The 18,257-nt window shown below is 68.9% G+C and carries 11 protein-coding genes; 3 read left to right on the forward strand and 8 right to left on the reverse strand.

The annotated features are described in order from the left end of the window. The first annotated feature begins 122 nt into the window (after positions 1-122). The 3 genes from WMF33_RS37575 (at position 123) to WMF33_RS37585 (ending at position 3,947) form a co-directional block, all read left to right on the forward strand. Entirely contained in the window at positions 123-2,252 is a 2,130-nt protein-coding gene (locus WMF33_RS37575) for an ABC-F family ATP-binding cassette domain-containing protein (protein ID WP_437333109.1), read from the forward strand. 35 nt (positions 2,253-2,287) lie between these two features. Next, the gene (locus WMF33_RS37580) at positions 2,288-3,085 is read left to right on the forward strand and encodes a glutaredoxin domain-containing protein (protein WP_437333110.1); all 798 of its coding nucleotides are present in this window, start codon (positions 2,288-2,290) and stop codon (positions 3,083-3,085) included. A gap of 694 nt (positions 3,086-3,779) precedes the next feature. Further along, entirely contained in the window at positions 3,780-3,947 is a 168-nt protein-coding gene (locus tag WMF33_RS37585; RefSeq protein WP_437333111.1) for a hypothetical protein, read from the forward strand. Between the two features lie 122 nt (positions 3,948-4,069). On the opposite strand, the gene WMF33_RS37590 is transcribed toward WMF33_RS37585, so the two are convergent. The 8 genes from WMF33_RS37590 to WMF33_RS37625 all read right to left on the reverse strand — a co-directional run bounded on the left by WMF33_RS37590 (position 4,070) and on the right by WMF33_RS37625 (position 18,142). Next, the gene (locus WMF33_RS37590; protein ID WP_437333112.1) at positions 4,070-4,354 is read right to left on the reverse strand and encodes a hypothetical protein; all 285 of its coding nucleotides are present in this window, start codon (positions 4,352-4,354) and stop codon (positions 4,070-4,072) included. Positions 4,355-4,389: 35 nt separating this feature from the next. Next, positions 4,390-5,217, reverse strand: a complete 828-nt coding sequence (locus WMF33_RS37595) for a hypothetical protein (RefSeq protein ID WP_437333113.1) — start codon at positions 5,215-5,217, stop codon at positions 4,390-4,392. Positions 5,218-5,266: 49 nt separating this feature from the next. Further along, the gene (locus WMF33_RS37600) at positions 5,267-7,087 is read right to left on the reverse strand and encodes an RHS repeat-associated core domain-containing protein (protein WP_437333114.1); all 1,821 of its coding nucleotides are present in this window, start codon (positions 7,085-7,087) and stop codon (positions 5,267-5,269) included. Positions 7,088-7,780: 693 nt separating this feature from the next. Next, a complete protein-coding gene (locus tag WMF33_RS37605) occupies positions 7,781-8,218 on the reverse strand; it encodes an ATP-binding protein (protein ID WP_437333115.1) in 438 nt (145 codons plus the stop codon). Beyond that, on the reverse strand, positions 8,218-8,841 hold the full coding sequence (locus WMF33_RS37610; protein ID WP_437333116.1) for a Mu transposase domain-containing protein: 624 nt from the start codon (positions 8,839-8,841) through the stop codon (positions 8,218-8,220). Before WMF33_RS37610 ends, WMF33_RS37605 begins: the two co-directional genes overlap by 1 nt. After that, a complete protein-coding gene (istA, locus tag WMF33_RS37615) occupies positions 8,838-9,836 on the reverse strand; it encodes an IS21 family transposase (RefSeq protein ID WP_437333117.1) in 999 nt (332 codons plus the stop codon). Before istA ends, WMF33_RS37610 begins: the two co-directional genes overlap by 4 nt. A gap of 660 nt (positions 9,837-10,496) precedes the next feature. Beyond that, positions 10,497-10,886: a hypothetical protein gene (locus WMF33_RS37620; protein WP_437333118.1), complete on the reverse strand. Its 390-nt coding sequence runs from the start codon at positions 10,884-10,886 to the stop codon at positions 10,497-10,499. Beyond that, positions 10,883-18,142 carry a SpvB/TcaC N-terminal domain-containing protein gene (locus tag WMF33_RS37625; RefSeq protein ID WP_437333119.1) on the reverse strand — a complete coding sequence of 2,420 codons (7,260 nt, stop codon included), beginning with the start codon at positions 18,140-18,142 and terminating at the stop codon, positions 10,883-10,885. Before WMF33_RS37625 ends, WMF33_RS37620 begins: the two co-directional genes overlap by 4 nt. Between the last annotated feature and the right edge of the window lie 115 nt (positions 18,143-18,257).

Below are 18,257 nucleotides of genomic sequence, written 5' to 3' on the forward strand. Positions count from 1 at the left end.
GCCTGCGCGCGGCCGGGGACGGGGCGGTCTTCTACGTCGTCCGGCACGTCGTGCGGCGCGGCGTCGGGCCAGGCGCCCCGCGCGCCTTGCGCGCGCCCGACGCATGCTAGAACTCGGCCGCAATGACGGTCCTCCAGGTCGCCGACCTCAGCTTCGGTTACGGCGCCGACAAGCTCTTCCAGGGCATCACCTTTTCCCTGGAGCAAGGCCAGCGCGCCGCGCTCGTCGCCCCGAACGGCGCCGGCAAATCGACGCTGCTCCGCCTCGTCGCCCGCGAGCTCACCCCCGACACGGGCTCGGTCGTGATCCGCAAGGGGATCCGGGTCGCTTACTTCCGGCAGTCGCACGAGCTCCACGCCGAGGGCACGGTGCTCGACGCCTTCCTCTCCGGGTTCTCCGAGGTCCTCGAGCTGCGCCACGCCCTCACCGCGGCGCAGCACGCCGCGGCCAGCGGCAGCGAGGCCGACCTCGCCCGGCTCAGCGACCTCACCGATCGCTACCACATCGCCGGCGGCGACGACCTCGAGCGCCGCGTCGAGATCATCGCGGCCCACCTCGGCTTCACGCCGGCCGACATGGAACGCCCCGTCGCGAGCCTGTCCGGCGGCGAGCGCGGGCGCCTGCAGCTCGGCGTCGTGCTCGCCATCGAGCCCGACCTGCTCCTGCTCGACGAGCCCACGAACCACCTCGACATCGAGACGATCACCTGGCTCGAGAAGCACCTCGCGGGCCTCGCCGGCGCGCTGCTCTGCGTCTCGCACGACCGCGCCTTCCTCGACGCCGTCTGCCCGAACACCATGGAGCTCGGCCACCGCAGCTTCCGGACCTACCCGCTCAAGTACAGCGACTACGCGGTCGCGCGCGAGGAAGACCTCGCCCGGGAGCGCGAGCTCGCCGAGCGGCAGGAGGCGTTCGTCGCCAAGACCGAGGACTTCATCCGGCGCAACATCGCCGGCCAGAAGACGAAGCAGGCGCAGAGCCGGCGCAAGATGCTGGAGAAGCTCGAGACCATCGATCGGCCGGAGGACGTCTGGGCGGTCGCCGAGAAGGTCCGGTTCCGGTTCGCGCCCGCCCCGCGCAGCGGGGACATCGTGCTCGACGCGCGCGGGCTCGGCGCGAGCCGCGGCGGGCGCACGCTCTTCTCCGGCGTGGACCTCCTCCTCCGCCGCGGCGACCGCGTCGGCGTCGTCGGCCCGAACGGGACCGGCAAGTCGACGCTGCTGAAGCTGCTCGCCGGCGCGGGCGCGCCCGAGGACGCGGGCGAGGTGCGGCGCGGGACGAACCTCTGCCAGGGCTACTTCGACCAGCACCTCGGCTCGCTCGACCCGTCGAAGGCCGCGGTGGAGGAGATCCGCAGCGTCCGCGCCGACATGAACGTCGACGCGACCCGCCAGTACCTCTCGCGCTTCCGCTTCTACGGCGACGACGCGCTCCGGAAGGTCCAGGGCTTCTCGGGCGGCGAGCGGAGCCGGCTCGCGCTCGCGAAGCTCTTGCTCGAGCCGCGCAACCTGCTCTTCCTCGACGAGCCGACGAACCACCTCGACATCCCCGCCGCCGAGATCCTCGAGGAGGCGCTGACCGGCTTCGAGGGCACGGTGGTGCTCGTGTCGCACGACCGGCGGTTCCTGGAGCAGGTGACGACGCGCATCGTCGCGGTGCGCGAGGGGAGCGTGGACATCTATCCCGGCGGCTTCCGCGACTACCGCGACAACCTCGAGAAGCTCGCAGCCGAGGCGGCGGCGCGCGAAGCGGACGAGCGCGACGCCGGGCGCGGGCCGGCCGGGGGCGGCCGTGGGGCGCAGAGGGCCGCGGGCGCGCCGGCGCCGCAGAGGGCCGCGGGCGCGCCGGCGCCGCGCGAGGAGGCGGCGCGGGGCGCCGCGGCCGACAGGGGCGCGAAGCCCGGCCGCGCGGTGCGGCGGAGCGGCGCCACGATGCCGCCTCCGGACGAGGCGGGCGCGGGGGACGCGGCGGCGCGCAAGCGGGCGTTCGAGAGCGACAAGGCGGCGGCGCGGGCCGCGGAGCGCAAGCGCAAGCGGGTGAAGGAGCTCGAGGCGGAGATCGCGGCCGGCGAGGCGAAGCTCGCCGAGATGCGCGAGGAGCTGAAGAGGGACCCCGGCGGCGACTGGGCGAAGCTGGCCGAGAAGGCGCGCGAGGAGCAGGCGCTCGCGAAGCGCGTCGACGCGGCGATGACCGAGTGGATGGCGCTCAGCGAGGAGCTGGGGGCGTCGGCGACCGCGGGGGGCGGGGCGTGACGGGCGGGGGGCGGGGGGCGCGCGGCGCGGGAGGCGTGGGCGGCGATGGCGGCGGGGGCAGCGCGCGGGGCGTGGGCGGCGCGTCGGCGGCAGGCGCCCGGCGCGCGGCGGTCCTGCTCGCGCTCGCCGCGGCGGTGCTCGCGCCGGCGTGCAAGGAGCAGCGCGACGACGGCACCGCCCCGGCGCAGGCCCCCGCCGAGCTGCCGCCGCTCGAGCTGCGCGACGACACGGCGAACCTGATGCTCACGTGGATCGACGAGAAGGGCGACACGCACGTCGAGCTCCGCCCGGCCGACGTGCCGGCCGAGGGCCGCGCGATGGTGCGCGCCATGCTCTCGGACCGGACCGAGGGCACGCGCGACGTGTTCTACGTCGCGGATCTGACGCAGAAGCGCCCGGACGGCACGTACGCGGTCCGGACGATGCCGCGGCGAGAGTGGGAGTCGCTGCTGGAGAAGCGGCGCGCCGAGCACGTCGCGAAGACGGCGCCCCCGCCCGCGGCGGCCCCTGGGCCCGGCGGCTCCGCGGGCGCAGGGGCGCCGGCCGCGCCGGGCCAGCTCGCCGGCGTGACGGTGATCATCTACGGCGCCTCGTGGTGCAAGCCGTGCCACCAGGCCGCGGACTACCTGCGCGCGAAGGGCGTGGCCGCCATCGTGAAGGACATCGAGGAAGACCCGGCCGCGGCCGCCGAGATGCAGGACAAGCTCGCGAAGAGCCACCAGCGCGGGGGCAGCATCCCGATCATCGACGTGCGGGGGCAGATCCTCGTGGGGTACAGCCCGCACGCGCTCGACCAGGCGCTCGCCCGGGCGGCGCGGGGAACGACGCTCTGAGGCGGCGGGGAGCGGGGCGGCCGGAGATCCGGGCTGCGGGGACCGCCGGCCCGGGGCGCTGCCTGCGCAGGCCACGAGCGCCGCGCGCCCGGAGGTGACGTCCTCCGGGCGCGGGTGAGGTACCGAACGCCGGGCGACGCCTCGATCAGACGCCTGACGCAGCAGAGAGAGCCGCAAGGGGTCGCGCCCATGGCGATGACTGGCGCCTACCTACGAATCTTGATGATAGCACCAGGGTTCGCCCCGAGTCGCTTGAGCCGCCCCCGCTCCCCCGTCGGGGCCGGGGCCTCCGGCTCCTCCTCCGGGCTGGGCATCGCCGTTTCGGCAGGCTGCTCTTGCTCTGGGGAGTCACTCTTCTTCGAGGGCTTCTCGCGGGAGTCTTGTGCGTTCATACGGCCACTCCTGGCTAGGTACCTGTGTCGACTGGGCGTTTCGCTGGCGGCATCTGGACAGCTGCGAGCATAGCGCGTATGCCCACACGTGTCTCCGGGGAGGAGGGTGTGGCTCTGATCCTGCACAGCTGAGCCTGGACCGTCGAGATCTGGAGTTTCCAGACGTTCTTGGCCCGTGGAGCGCTTCAATGCTGGCCATGGCCCCGCCTGGGAATAGCGCCTCCCAGGATACCCGAACAGGTTTGTCCCCTGACAACGGAGTCATCACCGGCCGAGATGTGCCCATGTATTGGGCGAGGGCGTTGAGCAAGCGCTTTTTGCCCGCAGCGGGAGAACCGCACATGATCATCCGCTGTTCACTCTTCTGTGCGATCACGACGTACCAGCGGGTGGTTCGCGTTCGGCCGGGCTTCGACCCCGCCACGCTCGAGCGCGTGCTCGCGCTGGCGGCCGAGGAGACGCCGTGCTGACGCTCCCGCCGTCGGTGCGCGTCTACGCCGCGGCAGAGCCGGCACACCGGCGCCACCGCCGGCGGCCCACCGCCCTCTGGTGCCTCGGGCGTTCGAGGACTCGACGACAATCTGAGCTTGTTTCAGCTCTTATCAGAACAAGCGCCCTTCAGGCGCGCCCTCATGAACGCCTTTCGAATCTTGGGATCGAAGCGACCGCCCACGAGCACGCCGGCGTCGAGCATCCGCCGGACAACCTCTGCCTTGATCGCCCTGCTCTCAATGATGACCATGCAGTTGCCCCTGAGATCCACGACGATGTACCTGTCGGCAAAATCGGGCGCGCTCGCATCGATTTCCTCCAGTGTATAGCAATGCTTCTCGGTGCCCCAGAACGACTCAAACCCCTTCAGCGCGGCCTCGTTCATGACACTTCCTCGCTTTGTTGCCACAGTCACCGCGGTCACTTTTTCTTCCGGCGATCTCCAAATCGAATCACATTATTGTCGTACTCGTTCACGCGAGATATGTTCTGCGGAGACCCTTTATCCTTATTATCCTTCAGCCACTGTTTGTCGTCAGTGCTCGGGCCGTAGTCCTTCGGGTCACCCTTGGAGTGAGTGTGGGAGATCAGCCGGATGTTCGATCCCATGGGCACCTTCACGAAGTCGCGTGTCCCGTAGTAGAGGTAATATCGCCCACCTCCACCTTTTTTGTCGCCACCGATACGATAGACGAGCGCGAACTCGACGCTGAAGACTCTCTGGAGTGTCAACATCTCTGTGGAGGTGAGTCGGCGAGATATCTCGACGCCTCCCTCTCCTGGCGCCTTGTAGACGGCGACCTCGCCCTTGCCGTGGTTCAGCACGACCAAGTCCGCCCCCGTCGTGCTACGCGAGAGGCGAAGCTTTCCCTCCCGGTCCACCTCCGCATACCACGCTGTCGACTCGGGCGAGGTCGATCCTCCCTTGCCTCCGGAGCTCAGTCGCCCGCTGCTCGACTTCGACTCCGCCGCGCGCCGGGCACTCGAGCGCGCAGCATGGATGAGCTGTCCGGTAGCCAGCGCCGTGGCACCAAAACTTCCGGCGCCCTTGATCTTCTCCGGATCCTGCTGTCCCATGGCGACCGCAGCGGCAGCGCCAGCCCCAGAGCCGGGGACCTGCCGCCCGTTCTCCACGATCTCATTGAAGTCTTCCAGGGTAAGGCGGCGAGCGGGCGGATCGGTGCTGCCCGGCTGTGCGGTCGGCCCCGAACCGGTGGTCTCTTGCCCCATCCCGAACGCCCTCTCCATTCGACGCGTATGCGCGAAGTGCTCCGGGAGCTTGGCGCAACTTGGCGTGTCAATGTGAGGATACTTCTTCAAAAAAAAAAAAAAAATCAGGATACGAAAGCGTATGGTAATCGGCCTCGAGCTGATGTTCTTGGTCCAGCATCGTCGGTCTGGACTCATGGCCGGATGGGTCGTCGCGAACGCTCGGAGACGAGCGAGCATATTGATAGAGATTGGTGCCATCCACCATTCCCGCTGGATCCGCGCTCGTCCATCGGCCCAGCCACGGCGCGTAGTACCTCGCCCCGTGATAGTAGAGCCCCGTCTCCTCGTCCTTCTCCTTCCCCGTGTACCTGTACCTCTTCCGTGATACCTCGATCCCCGACGCCGCCGACCAGTACGACGTCGTCCCATAGGGGTGATACTCCTCGTACCCGATGACCAGCCCCGCCCCGTCGACCTCCAGCGACGCCGACCCGAGGTGGTTGCCGAGCTGGTAGCGCGCCCGCGGCGTCACCGTGAACGGCCCCGACGTGTCCACCGTCTTCGTCTCCACCATCGCCACCCGCCGCGCGCCGTCCATCACGTGCAGCGTCTGCCGCTCCAGCGAAAGCCCCGAGCTGTTGCGCCTCCGGTACACCTCGTAGCCGCCGAGGTAGATGCGCTCCTCCACGAGCCCGCTGTGCTCCCACACCTTGCGCACGCGCTGCCCCGCAGCATCGTAGTCGTAGTAGACGATCCCGCCGCCGTCGAACTCCGTGCTCCGCAGCTGGTCGCTCTCGTCCCAGGTCAGCTCCTCGATGTGCGGCATCGAGGTCATGTTGCCGTGCGCGTCATGCGCATAGGTGCTGAACGGCCCATGCTCCGGGTCCCCGGTCGTGCTCGTCAGCCGGTTGGTCGCCGTCTCGTACGCGTACCACCGCGTCCAGCTCCCCGTCCCCGCCTGGTGCACCATCCTCAGCAGGTTGCCCACCGCGTCGTAGACGTACTGCTCCGTATAGTTCCTAAGCGCCTGCGTGTTGTTCGGGTGCGGCAGCGACTGGATCGGCAGGTCGTTCTGGTCGCGCGGCGCGTCCGACAGCCCGCCCGCGTGCTCCCGCCCCGTCGCCTCGATCAGCCGGTAGACCGCGTCGTACTCGTACTGCGCGCTCGGCGACACCACATCGTTGTTGAAGAACACCGTCTGCTGCGCGCTGTCCCCGATCTCCACGATGTTCCCGACCGGGTCGTATACGTACCTCAGGTTCTGAAGCACCGTGCTGTCCGAGCTGCGCGTCGTCTTCAGGCGCGTGAGCCGATACGTCAGCGGGTCATACGTATACTCCGTGAAGGTGCCGTTGCCGTACTCGATCCGCTCGCGCTGCCCCTTCGCGTCGTAGTCGATGTCGTCCACGAACGTCGTCCACGCCACCGCGCCGCGAATCCGCGCCTCCACCCGCTCCAGCAGCCCCGCTTCGTTGTACGTCGGCTTCACCTCGCTCGCGTCCGGCACCGTCACGCTCGTCGGCCGGTTCAGCGCGTCGTACGCCGTCTGCGTCCCGAAGCTCTCCGTCTCCAGCAGCGGCTCCGCCGCCGTCGCGATGGCGGACACATCCGTCAGCCCCGCCAGCACCGACCAGTCGGCGTCCGCGTGCACGTCGCTGCGCAGCCGGCGCGACGCCTGCAGCGCGTTGCCCTTGAAGTCGTACGCCTGGCTCGTCACCACACCCGCGCCATCATACACCTGGTACGTCCGACCGCGCAGGTTCAGCGACGTCGCCTGCGGATGCGCTTCCCCATTGACGTAACGGCGCGCCACCCGCTCGCTGCCCGAGCCCAGCTGCACGTGCTCGTGCGTCGGCCGGCGCAGGACATCGTACGACGAGCGGTAGACGAACCCTCGCCGTTCCACGCCCGCAGCCGCTGTGCGGTCGCGCCCACCAGCATCCGCCGCTCGCCACCGTCGTTGCTGTTCTGATACAGCAGCTGCCCGCCCAGCCCGAACCGGTGCTGCATCGCCTGGTTGCCGCGCGCATCGGTCATCGCGAGCGGCTGCCCCTCGATCTCGAGTGTCGTCTGGGTGACGTACTGCCCCTCGGCCCCGTTGTCCGCCACGGCGCGGAGCAGCTATACTCGACGCGAACCAACGATGCGCAGCCTTAAGCTGCGCAACCGCTGGCGTGGGTTCCCGCACTTTCTGGCGTCTTGGGCTGAGCGACCAGCGAGGTAGTCACTTACGTTCAGCCACTGTAACGCTTGCCTGCCACGTCGCAGGGTCATGGGGCCACCCCTTTGCAGGGTCATGGGGCCAGGGGGAGACGACGTGATCGGTCACGACCATGCCCGAGACCGCGAAGCGTGTCGAGGTCCCCGGAGCCGGGCGCGAAGCGACCGGCGACGTCCCTCTTTTTTGCAGGGTCATGGGCCCACCGGGGCCCTCTGGCAGGTCCGGCGCAGGGGCCGCGACGCTCAGGAGCAGGAACGTCCACCCCGCCCCCGGCGCTCCTCGCGGCCACGTTGACGAGGGTGGGCGAGGCGCGCCGAGTGGAACGAGGGGGTCAGCGGCGCGGCCCCGGGATCGACGTCCTCGCCGGGGCCACAGCGGTCATCGCCGCTTGTTGCGTGGGTGGGTGGGCGGCTTGCTGCGCGCGGGCACTGGCGCGGCTGTGTTGCTCTCGTCGAGCTTCGGCTTGAGCCGTGGCCTGTACGACTCGCCCTCGACGATGAAGTCGAACGCCGCGTTCTTGAACCGATCGACGGCGCTCTGCGCGAGCAGCACGTCGTCGAACATCGCGAGCCACTCGGCCGTGTCGCGGTTGCTCGTGACGATCATCGACGCGTGGCCCGTGCGCTCGAGGAAGAGCTGGTAGACGTCGCGGCTCTCTTCCTTGCTCATCGCCTCGAGCGCGAAGTCGTCGAGGATGAGCAGGTCGACCGTCGTGAGCGCGATCATCAGCCGCTCACGCAACGTCGCTGCGATGCGGCCGACGCGCAGTCGCTTGAGCGCTGTGACGAGCGCAGGGTCGACTTCGCTCGAGCTCATCACGCCTCCTCCTTCGTCGCAGCAGCCGCCAGCGTGCGCGTGGCGAAGTGCTCGGTGCTGCGCGCGAACCGCGGCGCGGGGAGCGCAACGACCTTGCGCTCATCCGTGGGCGGTAACGCGGGCGTCTTCGCCGTCTCGAGCATGCGCGCCACGCACTGCACGTCGACGACATCGAACGCGAGCGCACTCTGGCAGATCGCCTCGACGCGCCCGTTGCCGAACTTGTTGCACAGCCGCAGCAGCGCATAGACGAGCCGCATGCGTGTCCACGGCAGCGGAACATCGAGCAGCCGCTCGGCGTAGATACCGACGTGCACGCCGCACTTCTTCGCGCTCGCGATGAGTGGAGCCACATCGCGCTCGGCCGCGATGTCCTTGCCCACCGGGTAGTTGCTCGGGTCGGTGGAACGCTTGCCCGGCGCAACGCGCGCGTGCACCTTCACGAGCTGCGTGCCGGCGTAGATCCTCACGCACACGCTGTCGGCGCGAACGCGCACCGTGCTGCCGACGTAGCGCGTCGGCACGCTGTAGCGCGACCGGAGGACCTGCACGTGATGGTCGGGGTGCACCTTCGCGTCAGTCCAGTGCGGCACGTCGAACGGCGCTGTCGGCGCCGGCTTCATGGCGTTCCTCTCGCGCGCCTCGAACACCTCGCGCGGCACTTCGCGGTCGTGCCGTGGACGCGCGCACCGGCGGCGTCGCGACACCACCGCTCAGCGGACGCGCGCGCCTCATCGAGGCTGGTGAACGACTCGCCGTCGAACCAGCTCTCGCGCACGTACGCGACCTGATTCTCGACGCGCGCTTTGTCTTTTGGCGACCTGACACGCGCGGCATCCACCAGCAGCCCGCGCGTCTGCGCGTAGTCGAGGAACGCCGGCACGAGCACGGGGGCGAGCTCGTCGGCGCGCAGCACGATGGCCTTCATATTGTCCGGGAGGATCACGCGCGCCATCGCGCCGAAGATCCTCCACGCCGCATCCAGGCCCGCGCACACCGCCGCGGTGGTCTGCTCGAACGACGGCCACACGAACTGGTAGCGGCTGTACGCGAGCGTCACCACGAGCACCCACAGATTTCGAACCCGTTGCGTCGCGGGGTCGAACAGCTTACCCATCAGGCCGAAGTCGATCTGCGCGACCTCGCTGGGCTCGGTGTCCGCGACGCGGACCGTCGGCGTCTTCTTGCGCCACGCGAGCTCCTCCATGGCGAAGCGCCGGAGCGTGTCGCAGCTCGCGCTGACGCCATGGTCGCGCTTGAGCAGCGTGTGGATCTTCGTCAGCTTCAGCGGCCGAGCCCGGGCGAGCCAGGCCTCGATGCGTGCGCGATGCGCGCCGATCTCTTTCCACTCCTCGCTCGCGTCGGGCACCGGGCGCGCCTGCACGCGCTGGGCGATCGCGTGGATCTCCTCGTCCGTCGGCTCGCGATCGGGCGGCAGTGGCAACGTCGCAGCGGCCTCGAAGTACCTGCCGACCGTCTTGCGATCGAACCCCGTCTCGCGCGCCACGTGACGCGCGCTCTGCCCCGCCGCACGACGGCAGAGCATTTCCTTGATGTCAACCATGATCAGCTCTCGGTAGGGAATCGGCCTCCTTCCGACTGCGACCCGCGCCGTCATCGGAAGGAGCCCGTCTCAGATCCCGACCGCGACGTCCCGAGCCGGCCCCATGACCCTGCAAAAAACCTCGGAAGCTGGCCCCATGACCCTGCAAAAAACTGGGTCACGCCCCGCGGGTGGCCCCATCCTCCTGCGTTTGGGGTGGCCCCATGACCCCGAAAAAAAAAACGCCGTCAGGTGGCCCCATGAAACTGCAAACCGGCAGTCCACGGGAGCGACGGATGCCCTATCGAACCACAGCCTGAAATTGCAGGCGAACGCGAATCCGGAGAACCCTGCGCCACGCAGCAGGGACCGTAGCGCCTCTTGCGCCTCGGCAATATTACGTTGATTAGTCATTGCGCCCATTCAACCATATCCACGATGCTATTTAACTATGAAACACGAATGCGCTCAATCGAATCTCTCTCGGACTTCCATGCCGCCCCGCAGTCCTTTTACCGTTGGGCTGTGCATACTCCCTGGTCCCAGGATGCCGCCGGGCCATGAATCACAACAGGCCAGGGAGCACGAAGCTGCGCCGTATTGCCACCTGCACTTCCGCCTCATCGAGGACGCCGAAGCGCTCGACGCCGACGGCGCACGCCCCAGGCGCCGTCGGTGCGCGAGACGAGCCGCGGTAGGGTTCGCTCCGGCAGGGCTCGCCCTGGCATGAATCGCTCAATATTCCTCATATCCGAGAATGGTCTCAGATCGAGGATCGATGCGAAGAGTCAAGCTCTTGGGCTTGCGATGAAACATCACCGTGAGCACTCGCTGCCCCTCGAACGGCTCCAGGGCCTTCAGCCGTCGTTGCAGAACAGCGGTCCACTCCTCTCCCCTGGCGTTCAATTCAATCTGTTCGCGCAGAAACTCCAAGTAATCAGACGACACACTTCGCAGCTCGACACCTGGCCTGGCCAGCTCTCCCTCCTCGGCATCATCCACGACTGGCAATGAACCGATTGCGTCATACCTAATCTTTGCACACTCCCGTACCCAATCAGGGAGCACGGGCGTCCTCGATACGATCATCTGCACCAGCGCCCACTCGATCTTCCTGTCGCTCATGGCTTGGTTGGCCTTCCTTGTATCCGCCCTTTGAGGAGGATTTCCTTCTCGTGCGCGTGTTTCCCGCCAACGTTCGGTCGCGGGACGATTCTGTCCTGCACCTGTGCCCGCTCTATCTCGACGATCGTCCCTGACTCTCCGGAAAACTGCCTCGCGACGGTCCTATCCGGAGTCCATGAAGTTACGCCCGCATCAACATCCTCGTTGAGGACGTGCTTCCTCAGTGACTCCGCGTCGAGCGCGGTACCTCTTGGCTTGACGATCCCTTGCCTGGCCAGTTGAGCCTTCGGGCCCGTTTGCCCCGGGACCCCTCGGTAGAGTTTTGATCCGCTCGTCGCGGTCTTCGGCGCGGGCGGCGTCTTCACGGGAGCGTCGTCCGGCGCCGGCACGGTCGGGCGCGAAACTACGACCGGAGGGCTAACGCGGGCGGGCTTAGAAACATCAGGATTCGTGGTAGGCAGAGGGAATTTGGGAGGCGGCGCTGGCGTGTCCGGAGGAGGAAAGTAGGGCGCCGACGGCGCGGGAGGCGGCTTGGCAGCCGAAGGCGCTGGAGCCGGCGGTCTGGCCGGCTCCGGCGCCTTCGGTTCGGCCTGGGGAGCGTCGGCGCGGCGCTGATACATCGCTAAAGCGGTGGACAGCACTACAGACGACACTCCCACGAGCGTCGACATATCCCTGTAGTGCTGGGGATCGATCTTCGCATCCGCCTCTGCGAGAGTGCGAGAGTCCTTCGTGAGGTGGCACCACGCGCAGCCGCCGCTCTCGGCGACCTCTGCCAGCCCAGGCATGCCCATGGCGCGCAAACTCTCGGCTGTCCTCTGCTCACCCCCAGGGCCAAACCGCACCCCGGAGTCATGAGTCAAGACTTCCCATGGATCATCGAGCCTTGGACGAAGATGAACGGGCGGCGGAGCGTGAGCCTTGTTTGGCTCTTCGCCGGTGTCGTCGGAGTACACGCAAGGGCTATTTCGGCAGTAACGATAAAGATTGGGCCCGTCCACCATCCCCGCCGGATCGGCCGCCGTCCACCTCCCGAGCCACGGCGCGTAGTACCTCGCCCCGTGATAGTAGAGCCCCGTCTCCTCGTCCTTCTCTTTGCCCGTGTACCGGTACCGCTTCCGGCTCACCTCCACCCCGCTGCTGGTCGACCAGTACGACGTCGTCCCATACGGGTGATACTCCTCGTACCCGATCACGAGCCCCGCCCCGTCGACCTCTAGCGACGCCGACCCGAGGTGGTTGTCGAGCTGGCAGCGCACCCGCGGCGTCACCGTGAACGGCCCCGACGTGTCCACCGTCTTCGTCTCCACCATCGCCACCCGCCGCGCGCCATCCATCACGTGCAGCGTCTGCCGCTCCAGCGAAAGCCCCGTCCCGTTGCGACGTCGGTACACCTCGTAGCCGCCGAGATAGATGCGCTCCTCCACGAGCCCGCTGTGCTCCCACACCTTGCGCACGCGCTGGCCCGCAGCATCGTAGTCGTAGTAGACCACCCCGCCGCCGCCGAGATCCGTGCTCCGCAACTGGTCGTCCTCGTCCCAGGTCAGCTCCTTGATGTGCGGCATGGCCGTCATGTTGCCGTGCGCGTCGTGCGCATAGGTGCTGAATGGCCCGTTCTCCGGGTCCCCGGTCGTGCTCGTCAGCCGGTTGTTCGCCGTCTCGTACGCATACCACCGCGTCCAGCTCCCCGTCCCCGCCTGGTGCACCATCCTCAGCAGGTTGCCCACCGCGTCGTAGACGTACTGCTCCGTATAGTTTCTCAGCGCCTGCGCGTTGTTCGGGTGCGGCAGCGACATGATCGGCAGGTCGTTCTGGTCGCGCGGCGCGTCCGACAGCCCGCCCGCGTGCTCCCGGCCCGTCGCCTCGATCAGCCGATAGACCGCGTCGTACACGTACTGCGCGCTCGGCGACACCACATCGTCGTTGAAGAACACCGTCTGCTGCGCGCTGTCCCCGATCTCCACGATGTTCCCGACCGGGTCGTACACGTACCTCAGGTTCTGCAGCACCGTGCTGTCCGAGCTCCGCGTCGTCTTCAGACGCGCGAGCCGGAACGTCAGCGGGTCGTACGTATAATCCGTGAAGGTGCCGTTGCCGTACTCGATCCGCTCGCGCTGCCCCTTCGCGTCGTAGTCGATGTCGTCCACGAACGTCGTCCACGCCACCGCGCCTCGGATCCGCGCCTCCACCCGCTCCAGCAGCCCCGCTTCGTTGTACGTCGGCTTCACCTCGCTCGCGTCCGGCGCCGTCACGCTCGTCGGCCGGTTCAGCGCGTCGTACGCCGTCTGCGTCCCGAAGCTCTCCGTCTCCAGCAGCGGCTCGGCCGCCGTCGCGATGGCGGACACATCCGTCAGCCCCGCCAGCACCGACCAGTCGGCGTCCGCGTGCACGTCGCTGCGCAGCCGGCGCGACGCCTGCAGCGCGTTGCCCTTGAAGTCGTACGCCTGGCTCGTCACCACACCCGCGCCATCATACACCTGGTACGTCCGACCGCGCAGGTTCAGCGACGTCGCCTGCGGATGCGCTTCCCCATAGACGTAACGGCGCGCCACCCGCTCGCTGCCCGACCCCAGCTGCACGTGCTCGTGCGTCGGCCGGCGCAGGACATCGTACGACGAGCGGTAGACGAACCCTCGCCCGTTCCACGCCCGCAGCCGCTGTCCGGTCGCGCCCGCCAGCATCCGCCGCTCGCCGCCGTCGTTGCTGTTCTGATACAGCAGCTGCCCGCCCAGCCCGAACCGATGCTGCATCGCCACATTGCCGCGCGCGTCCGTGATCGCGAGCGGCTGACCCTCGATATCGAGCGTCGTCTGGGTGACGTACTGCCCTTCAACCCCGTTGTCCGCCACGGCGCGGAACACCCGCCCGAGCGCGTCCAGGTGGCTCACCGCCGGCGTCCCGGCGTGCGCCGCCGCGAGCTCCGCCGCCCGCCGCTCCGGGTCGCCCGCGGGCAGGGACTGGCGCGCCGCGTACCACGCGCTCTCCAGCACCGTGTCGTTCGGATCGTGCGACGTCTGCTTCCACGCATCGAACTCCACCCGCGAGAACGTCCCGTTCGGCAGGTCGGTCCGGATGAGCCGGCCGAGCGGATCGTACCGCAGGATCGGCGTGACCCCCCACTCCACGAGCTCCGCTTCGTCCTCGTACTCGTACGTCGCGCTGAAGAACGGCTCGTACTGCTTGACCGGATTGCCCTTGTTGTCCAGCACCGTGCGCCCGGTGCCGACCCAGCGCGGCGTCGCGTGCGAGAAGACCAGGTCGCCCTGCGCGTCGTGCACCAGCGCGCCGGTCCCGTCGCGCTCGGGCGCCAGCCCCGGCTCCGCATTCACCTTGCGCAGCACCTCGTTGCCCGAACCGTCGGAGTACGTGTACGTGTCCAGCCAGCGCGTGTTGCCCGCGCCGTGCTGCTCGCGGGCGCGGGCGTGCACCACGTTCGGCTTGCCGGTGCTCTGGAATCGCTCCAGATCGTAGGTGAACGTGGCCGTCGGATCCTCGGGCGTGTCGCCCTCGCCGCCGCCCGGCTTGCCCATCACCGCCAAGAGCGTGACCCTGCCCAGCGCGTCGAAGCGCACCTCGCTCACATTGCCGTTGGCATCGGTGAGCTGCCGCGGGGTGAGGACGCGGTAGTCGGGCACGGCAATCACGGCGTTGCTCAGCGGATCCGTCACCTGGGTCACGAGCAGGCGATACGCGTCATAGACCACCTGCGACGTGTTGCCGAACGGATCGACGAACGCCGTCGGCTGGTAGAAGTGGGCCGCCGAGGGCACCGCCCGCCCCGAGGACACCCAGGTGTCCGGATCGCCCGAGAGCTGCAGATAGCCGCCCTCCGCGAGCACGCCGCTCGTGACGCTGGCTCCGAACACCGATGCGATCAGCGAGGGGGTGAGGATCTTGGCGTAGCTCTCATACGGCAACGCCCTGGTGCCGACCTCGCCGAACGGCAGCGGCCCCGCGAGATCGTCGCTCCAGTACCTCGTGCGCGTGTGCTGCAACAGGCGCTTCTCGAACGATCCGCTCGGCGTCCCGTCGTAAGCGAGGTCCGTCGCCTCGTCCGCCGCGTCGAAGACCGTCTGGAACGCGAGCACGCCTTCCTCGTCGAGCGGCAGGCCGTGCAGCTCGTAGGTCCTGCTCCCGGTCGGGACCCCGATCCGGTAAGCACCCTCCTCATCGGGGACCAGGTGCACCACGTCGTGCTCCGTCAGCGTCGCCTTCCCCTGCTCCTGCTCGGGGAACTCCGCCCACGCCGCCCGCCGCCGGTACCCGATCTGTGCCGTCCGCACGACCGCGCCGTAGTCGTCCACCTCCAGCGTGAGCGCATGCGTCAGGCGCGGATCGCTCTCGTTGCGCTCGTAATGGTACTCCAGCGCCTCGCGCGGATGGGCGAAGAACACGGCGTGCGCGTCGCCCACCGCGGGCTGGAGCTGCCGAATTCCGTAGCTGCTCTCCGTGACGACGTACGGACGCGGCTCCTCCGCCGAGCCGTCGAGCGCATAGACCTCCTGGCGGAGGGGCCGCCCCTTGAGCGCCCGGCACGCCTCGCGCATCTCCACGGCGCTGAGCCCCTCGGGAAGCACCGTATCCTCCAGGCGAACCGCCCCTGCGTCGCCCGCGTAATACTCGCTCTCGTACCGCGCCGAGATCTTCGCCCCCTCGATCCAGGCGCCCGTGTGGAACCACGTCTTCGTCAGCACCGGCGGCAGGTGCAGCTCGGGATCGGCGTTCGCCGCGGGCGGCGCGAAGCCCGTCCCGCTGAACGCCGAGAACGACTCCGTGTCCCGCTGCTCCACCATGCCGAAGCCGCGCATCTCCCGCTCCACCCCGTCGTAGTCGCCGTGGTGGTAAGCATACGTCGTCACGAAGCGATGCCGCGAGACCGCGTCGAACACCTCCACGCGCTCGATGACGTGCACCACGAACGGCAGCCGCGTCACCCACGGCCGGCCCGCCGCCCGGTCGGCGAGGTAGAACTTCGTCGACGGGGCATACGTCACCGTCGTCGTCTTGCCGAGGTTGTTGGCGACCGACGTCAACAGATGCGGCTTCTTGCTCCCGAGCAGATCGATGTAGCGCACCGCCGGGCGCGCCCCGGGCAGCGACGAGGCCCACACCAGGCACCCGGTCCCGGAGCCGAGCAGGTCGATCACGTCGACCGCCGCCAGCTCGCTCACGTCCGGCAGCCGCGGCAGGATCACCGGCGCGGCCAGCGTGTTGCCGGCGTTGTTCGCATAGAAACGCACGCCGTCCGGGTGCAGGTAAACGACGTCGGTCGTCCCCGAGCCGTCCACGTCCGCGAGGCGGATGCGCTTCGGGTCGAAGCGGCCCTCGTGGTCGAACCGCATGCTGCCGCCCATCTGCACCTTGGCGCCGAAGCGGCAATGGCCGAGGTTGGGCCAGTAACACACGTTGCCGTTCCGGATCCGCACCAGGTCGACAAGCCCGTCGCCGCTCATGTCGGCCAGGAAGATGCTCTGCGCCGCGTCGGCGAAGACGAGCGATGGCCCGCGCTCCTCGTCGCTCGGCCGCGCGATCGTGATCGGCCGGTCGAAGCCGCCCTTGGCGAGCGACGGATACCATGTGAACGTGTCAGGCCCCGTGATCAAGATGTCCTCGTGCCCGTCGCCGTTCAGATCGATGAGACGGACGTTCGGATCGCTCCAGTCGACGTTCGGCTGCGACGCGAACGGGCGGAACGGCGCCCAACCAGCGTCCGTGCGGTCGAAGTAGCCCGCCACCGGCCACTCGAACACCACCATCTCCTTGCGCCCGTCAGCGTCGATGTCGAGCAGCTGCCCGCCGTTCAGGACCGCCGGCCGCGACGGCAGCGGCCGCGCCGGGGACAGGACGCCCCCGCCGAGGTTCTGCTTGTAATACAGCGCTTCGCCCTCCTCGATCAGCACGCCGGGAAGCGCCTCTCCGTCGAGATCCACCCACCTCCGCCCGGATCCCATCGTTCCGCCGGGCAGGTCGCGAAGGCTCTCGGGGTCGAGCGACTTCACCTCGCGATAAATCACCGGCTCGCTGTACGTCAGCGCGATCGGCGGGAGCGCCTCGCGGCTGTACGCCTGGGTTTGCAGATCGCGGACGTAGCCGGCCTGCGTCGCGGTGGCGAGCCGCGTCAGGGTAGCGTTCTCCACATACGTGAGGTCGAGCGACCGCACGAGGCACGGCGCCTCGCCGAGCTCCGACATCCGGTGAAACATCAGCACGCGACGGCAGAGCCGGTACGTGCGGATCTCGAAGCCGGCGCGGTACACCGAGAACGGGTCCTGGCGGACCGGCCACGAAGCGCTCTCCTCGGGCGTGGGCGCCTCGGCGTCGTGCTCGCCATAATCGAAGACGACCTCGAACAGGCTGCTCTCCGCGTCGCCCGGCACGGTGTTCCCGTAGCGGACGCGCTTGAGATAGCGGTTCGCGACCGCCGCGCGGCCCGCGTGGCGGTGGCCCTCCGCCGCCTCATCGCGCGCCACGCCGGTCAGGTCCTCCGCCTTGTACGCGTAGGCCACGACATTGCCCTTGTCGTCCCGGGTCTCCTCCAGCAGCCACGAGAAGATGCGCTCCGGCCTGGCCGGGTCGGCGATCCGCGCCTCCGGGCTCCGCCCGTAGACGCTCGTCATGTTGTCCGGCGTCGTCGCCGTCCAGTACACGTTCCCGCTCGCCTTGACCTCGCGGCGCTCGATCCGCGCGAATGCGCCCTCCACGCGGGGACGGTAGCGGATCACCCGCTCGTCCTCCGTCTCGTACCGGTCGAGCTCCGCGCCGTCGAGCGACCGCGCGGGCACGAGATCCTCCGCGCCGGACAGGACGAACACGTCGCTCTCGTGCGCGTCGTCGTAACGCGGAAGGCCCTTGTCGGTCTTTCGCGCGATGCGCGGGATCGACAGCTGCCAACCGGCGCCGAACGGGCCGTTGCCAGCCCCGGAGTCGTACGTCACCGCCATCGCTGGCCCGAACCCGGCGCGGCCGGGGCTCAGCGGCAGCGGGATCGAGAACGACCCCGTGCCCGTCACCGGGTTCGCGGAGAATTTCTCATCCACCCCGCGGATCGCGCCACCGCCCTTCGGCAGCGCGGGCGCGGGCAGCTCCGGCGCCTTGGGCGCGCCGGGGAGGCCCTTCGGAGCCTCGGTGTCCTTACCGGACCCCGTCCGGGCGGCGGACGCGGGATCTCGGCTCTTGCCGCGCGCTCCGGCGTCCGGCGCGGCCGGTGATGCCGCCTGCGCAGCGGTGGTTTCCTTCTTGGGCTCACGACCGTTCATGCGTCTCCCTCTTTCCATGGCAATGGGCGACCCACGCGCCTGGAGCGCCTCGCTCCGGCACCACGGCGTCGGCCGCCGAATCCGTGAGCGGCGCCGGGCCAGCGCCGCTCACGGA

Origin of the sequence: Sorangium sp. So ce394, from assembly GCF_051474665.1 — a bacterium.
GTDB classification, from domain to species: Bacteria; Myxococcota_A; Polyangia; order Polyangiales; family Polyangiaceae; genus Sorangium; species Sorangium cellulosum_D.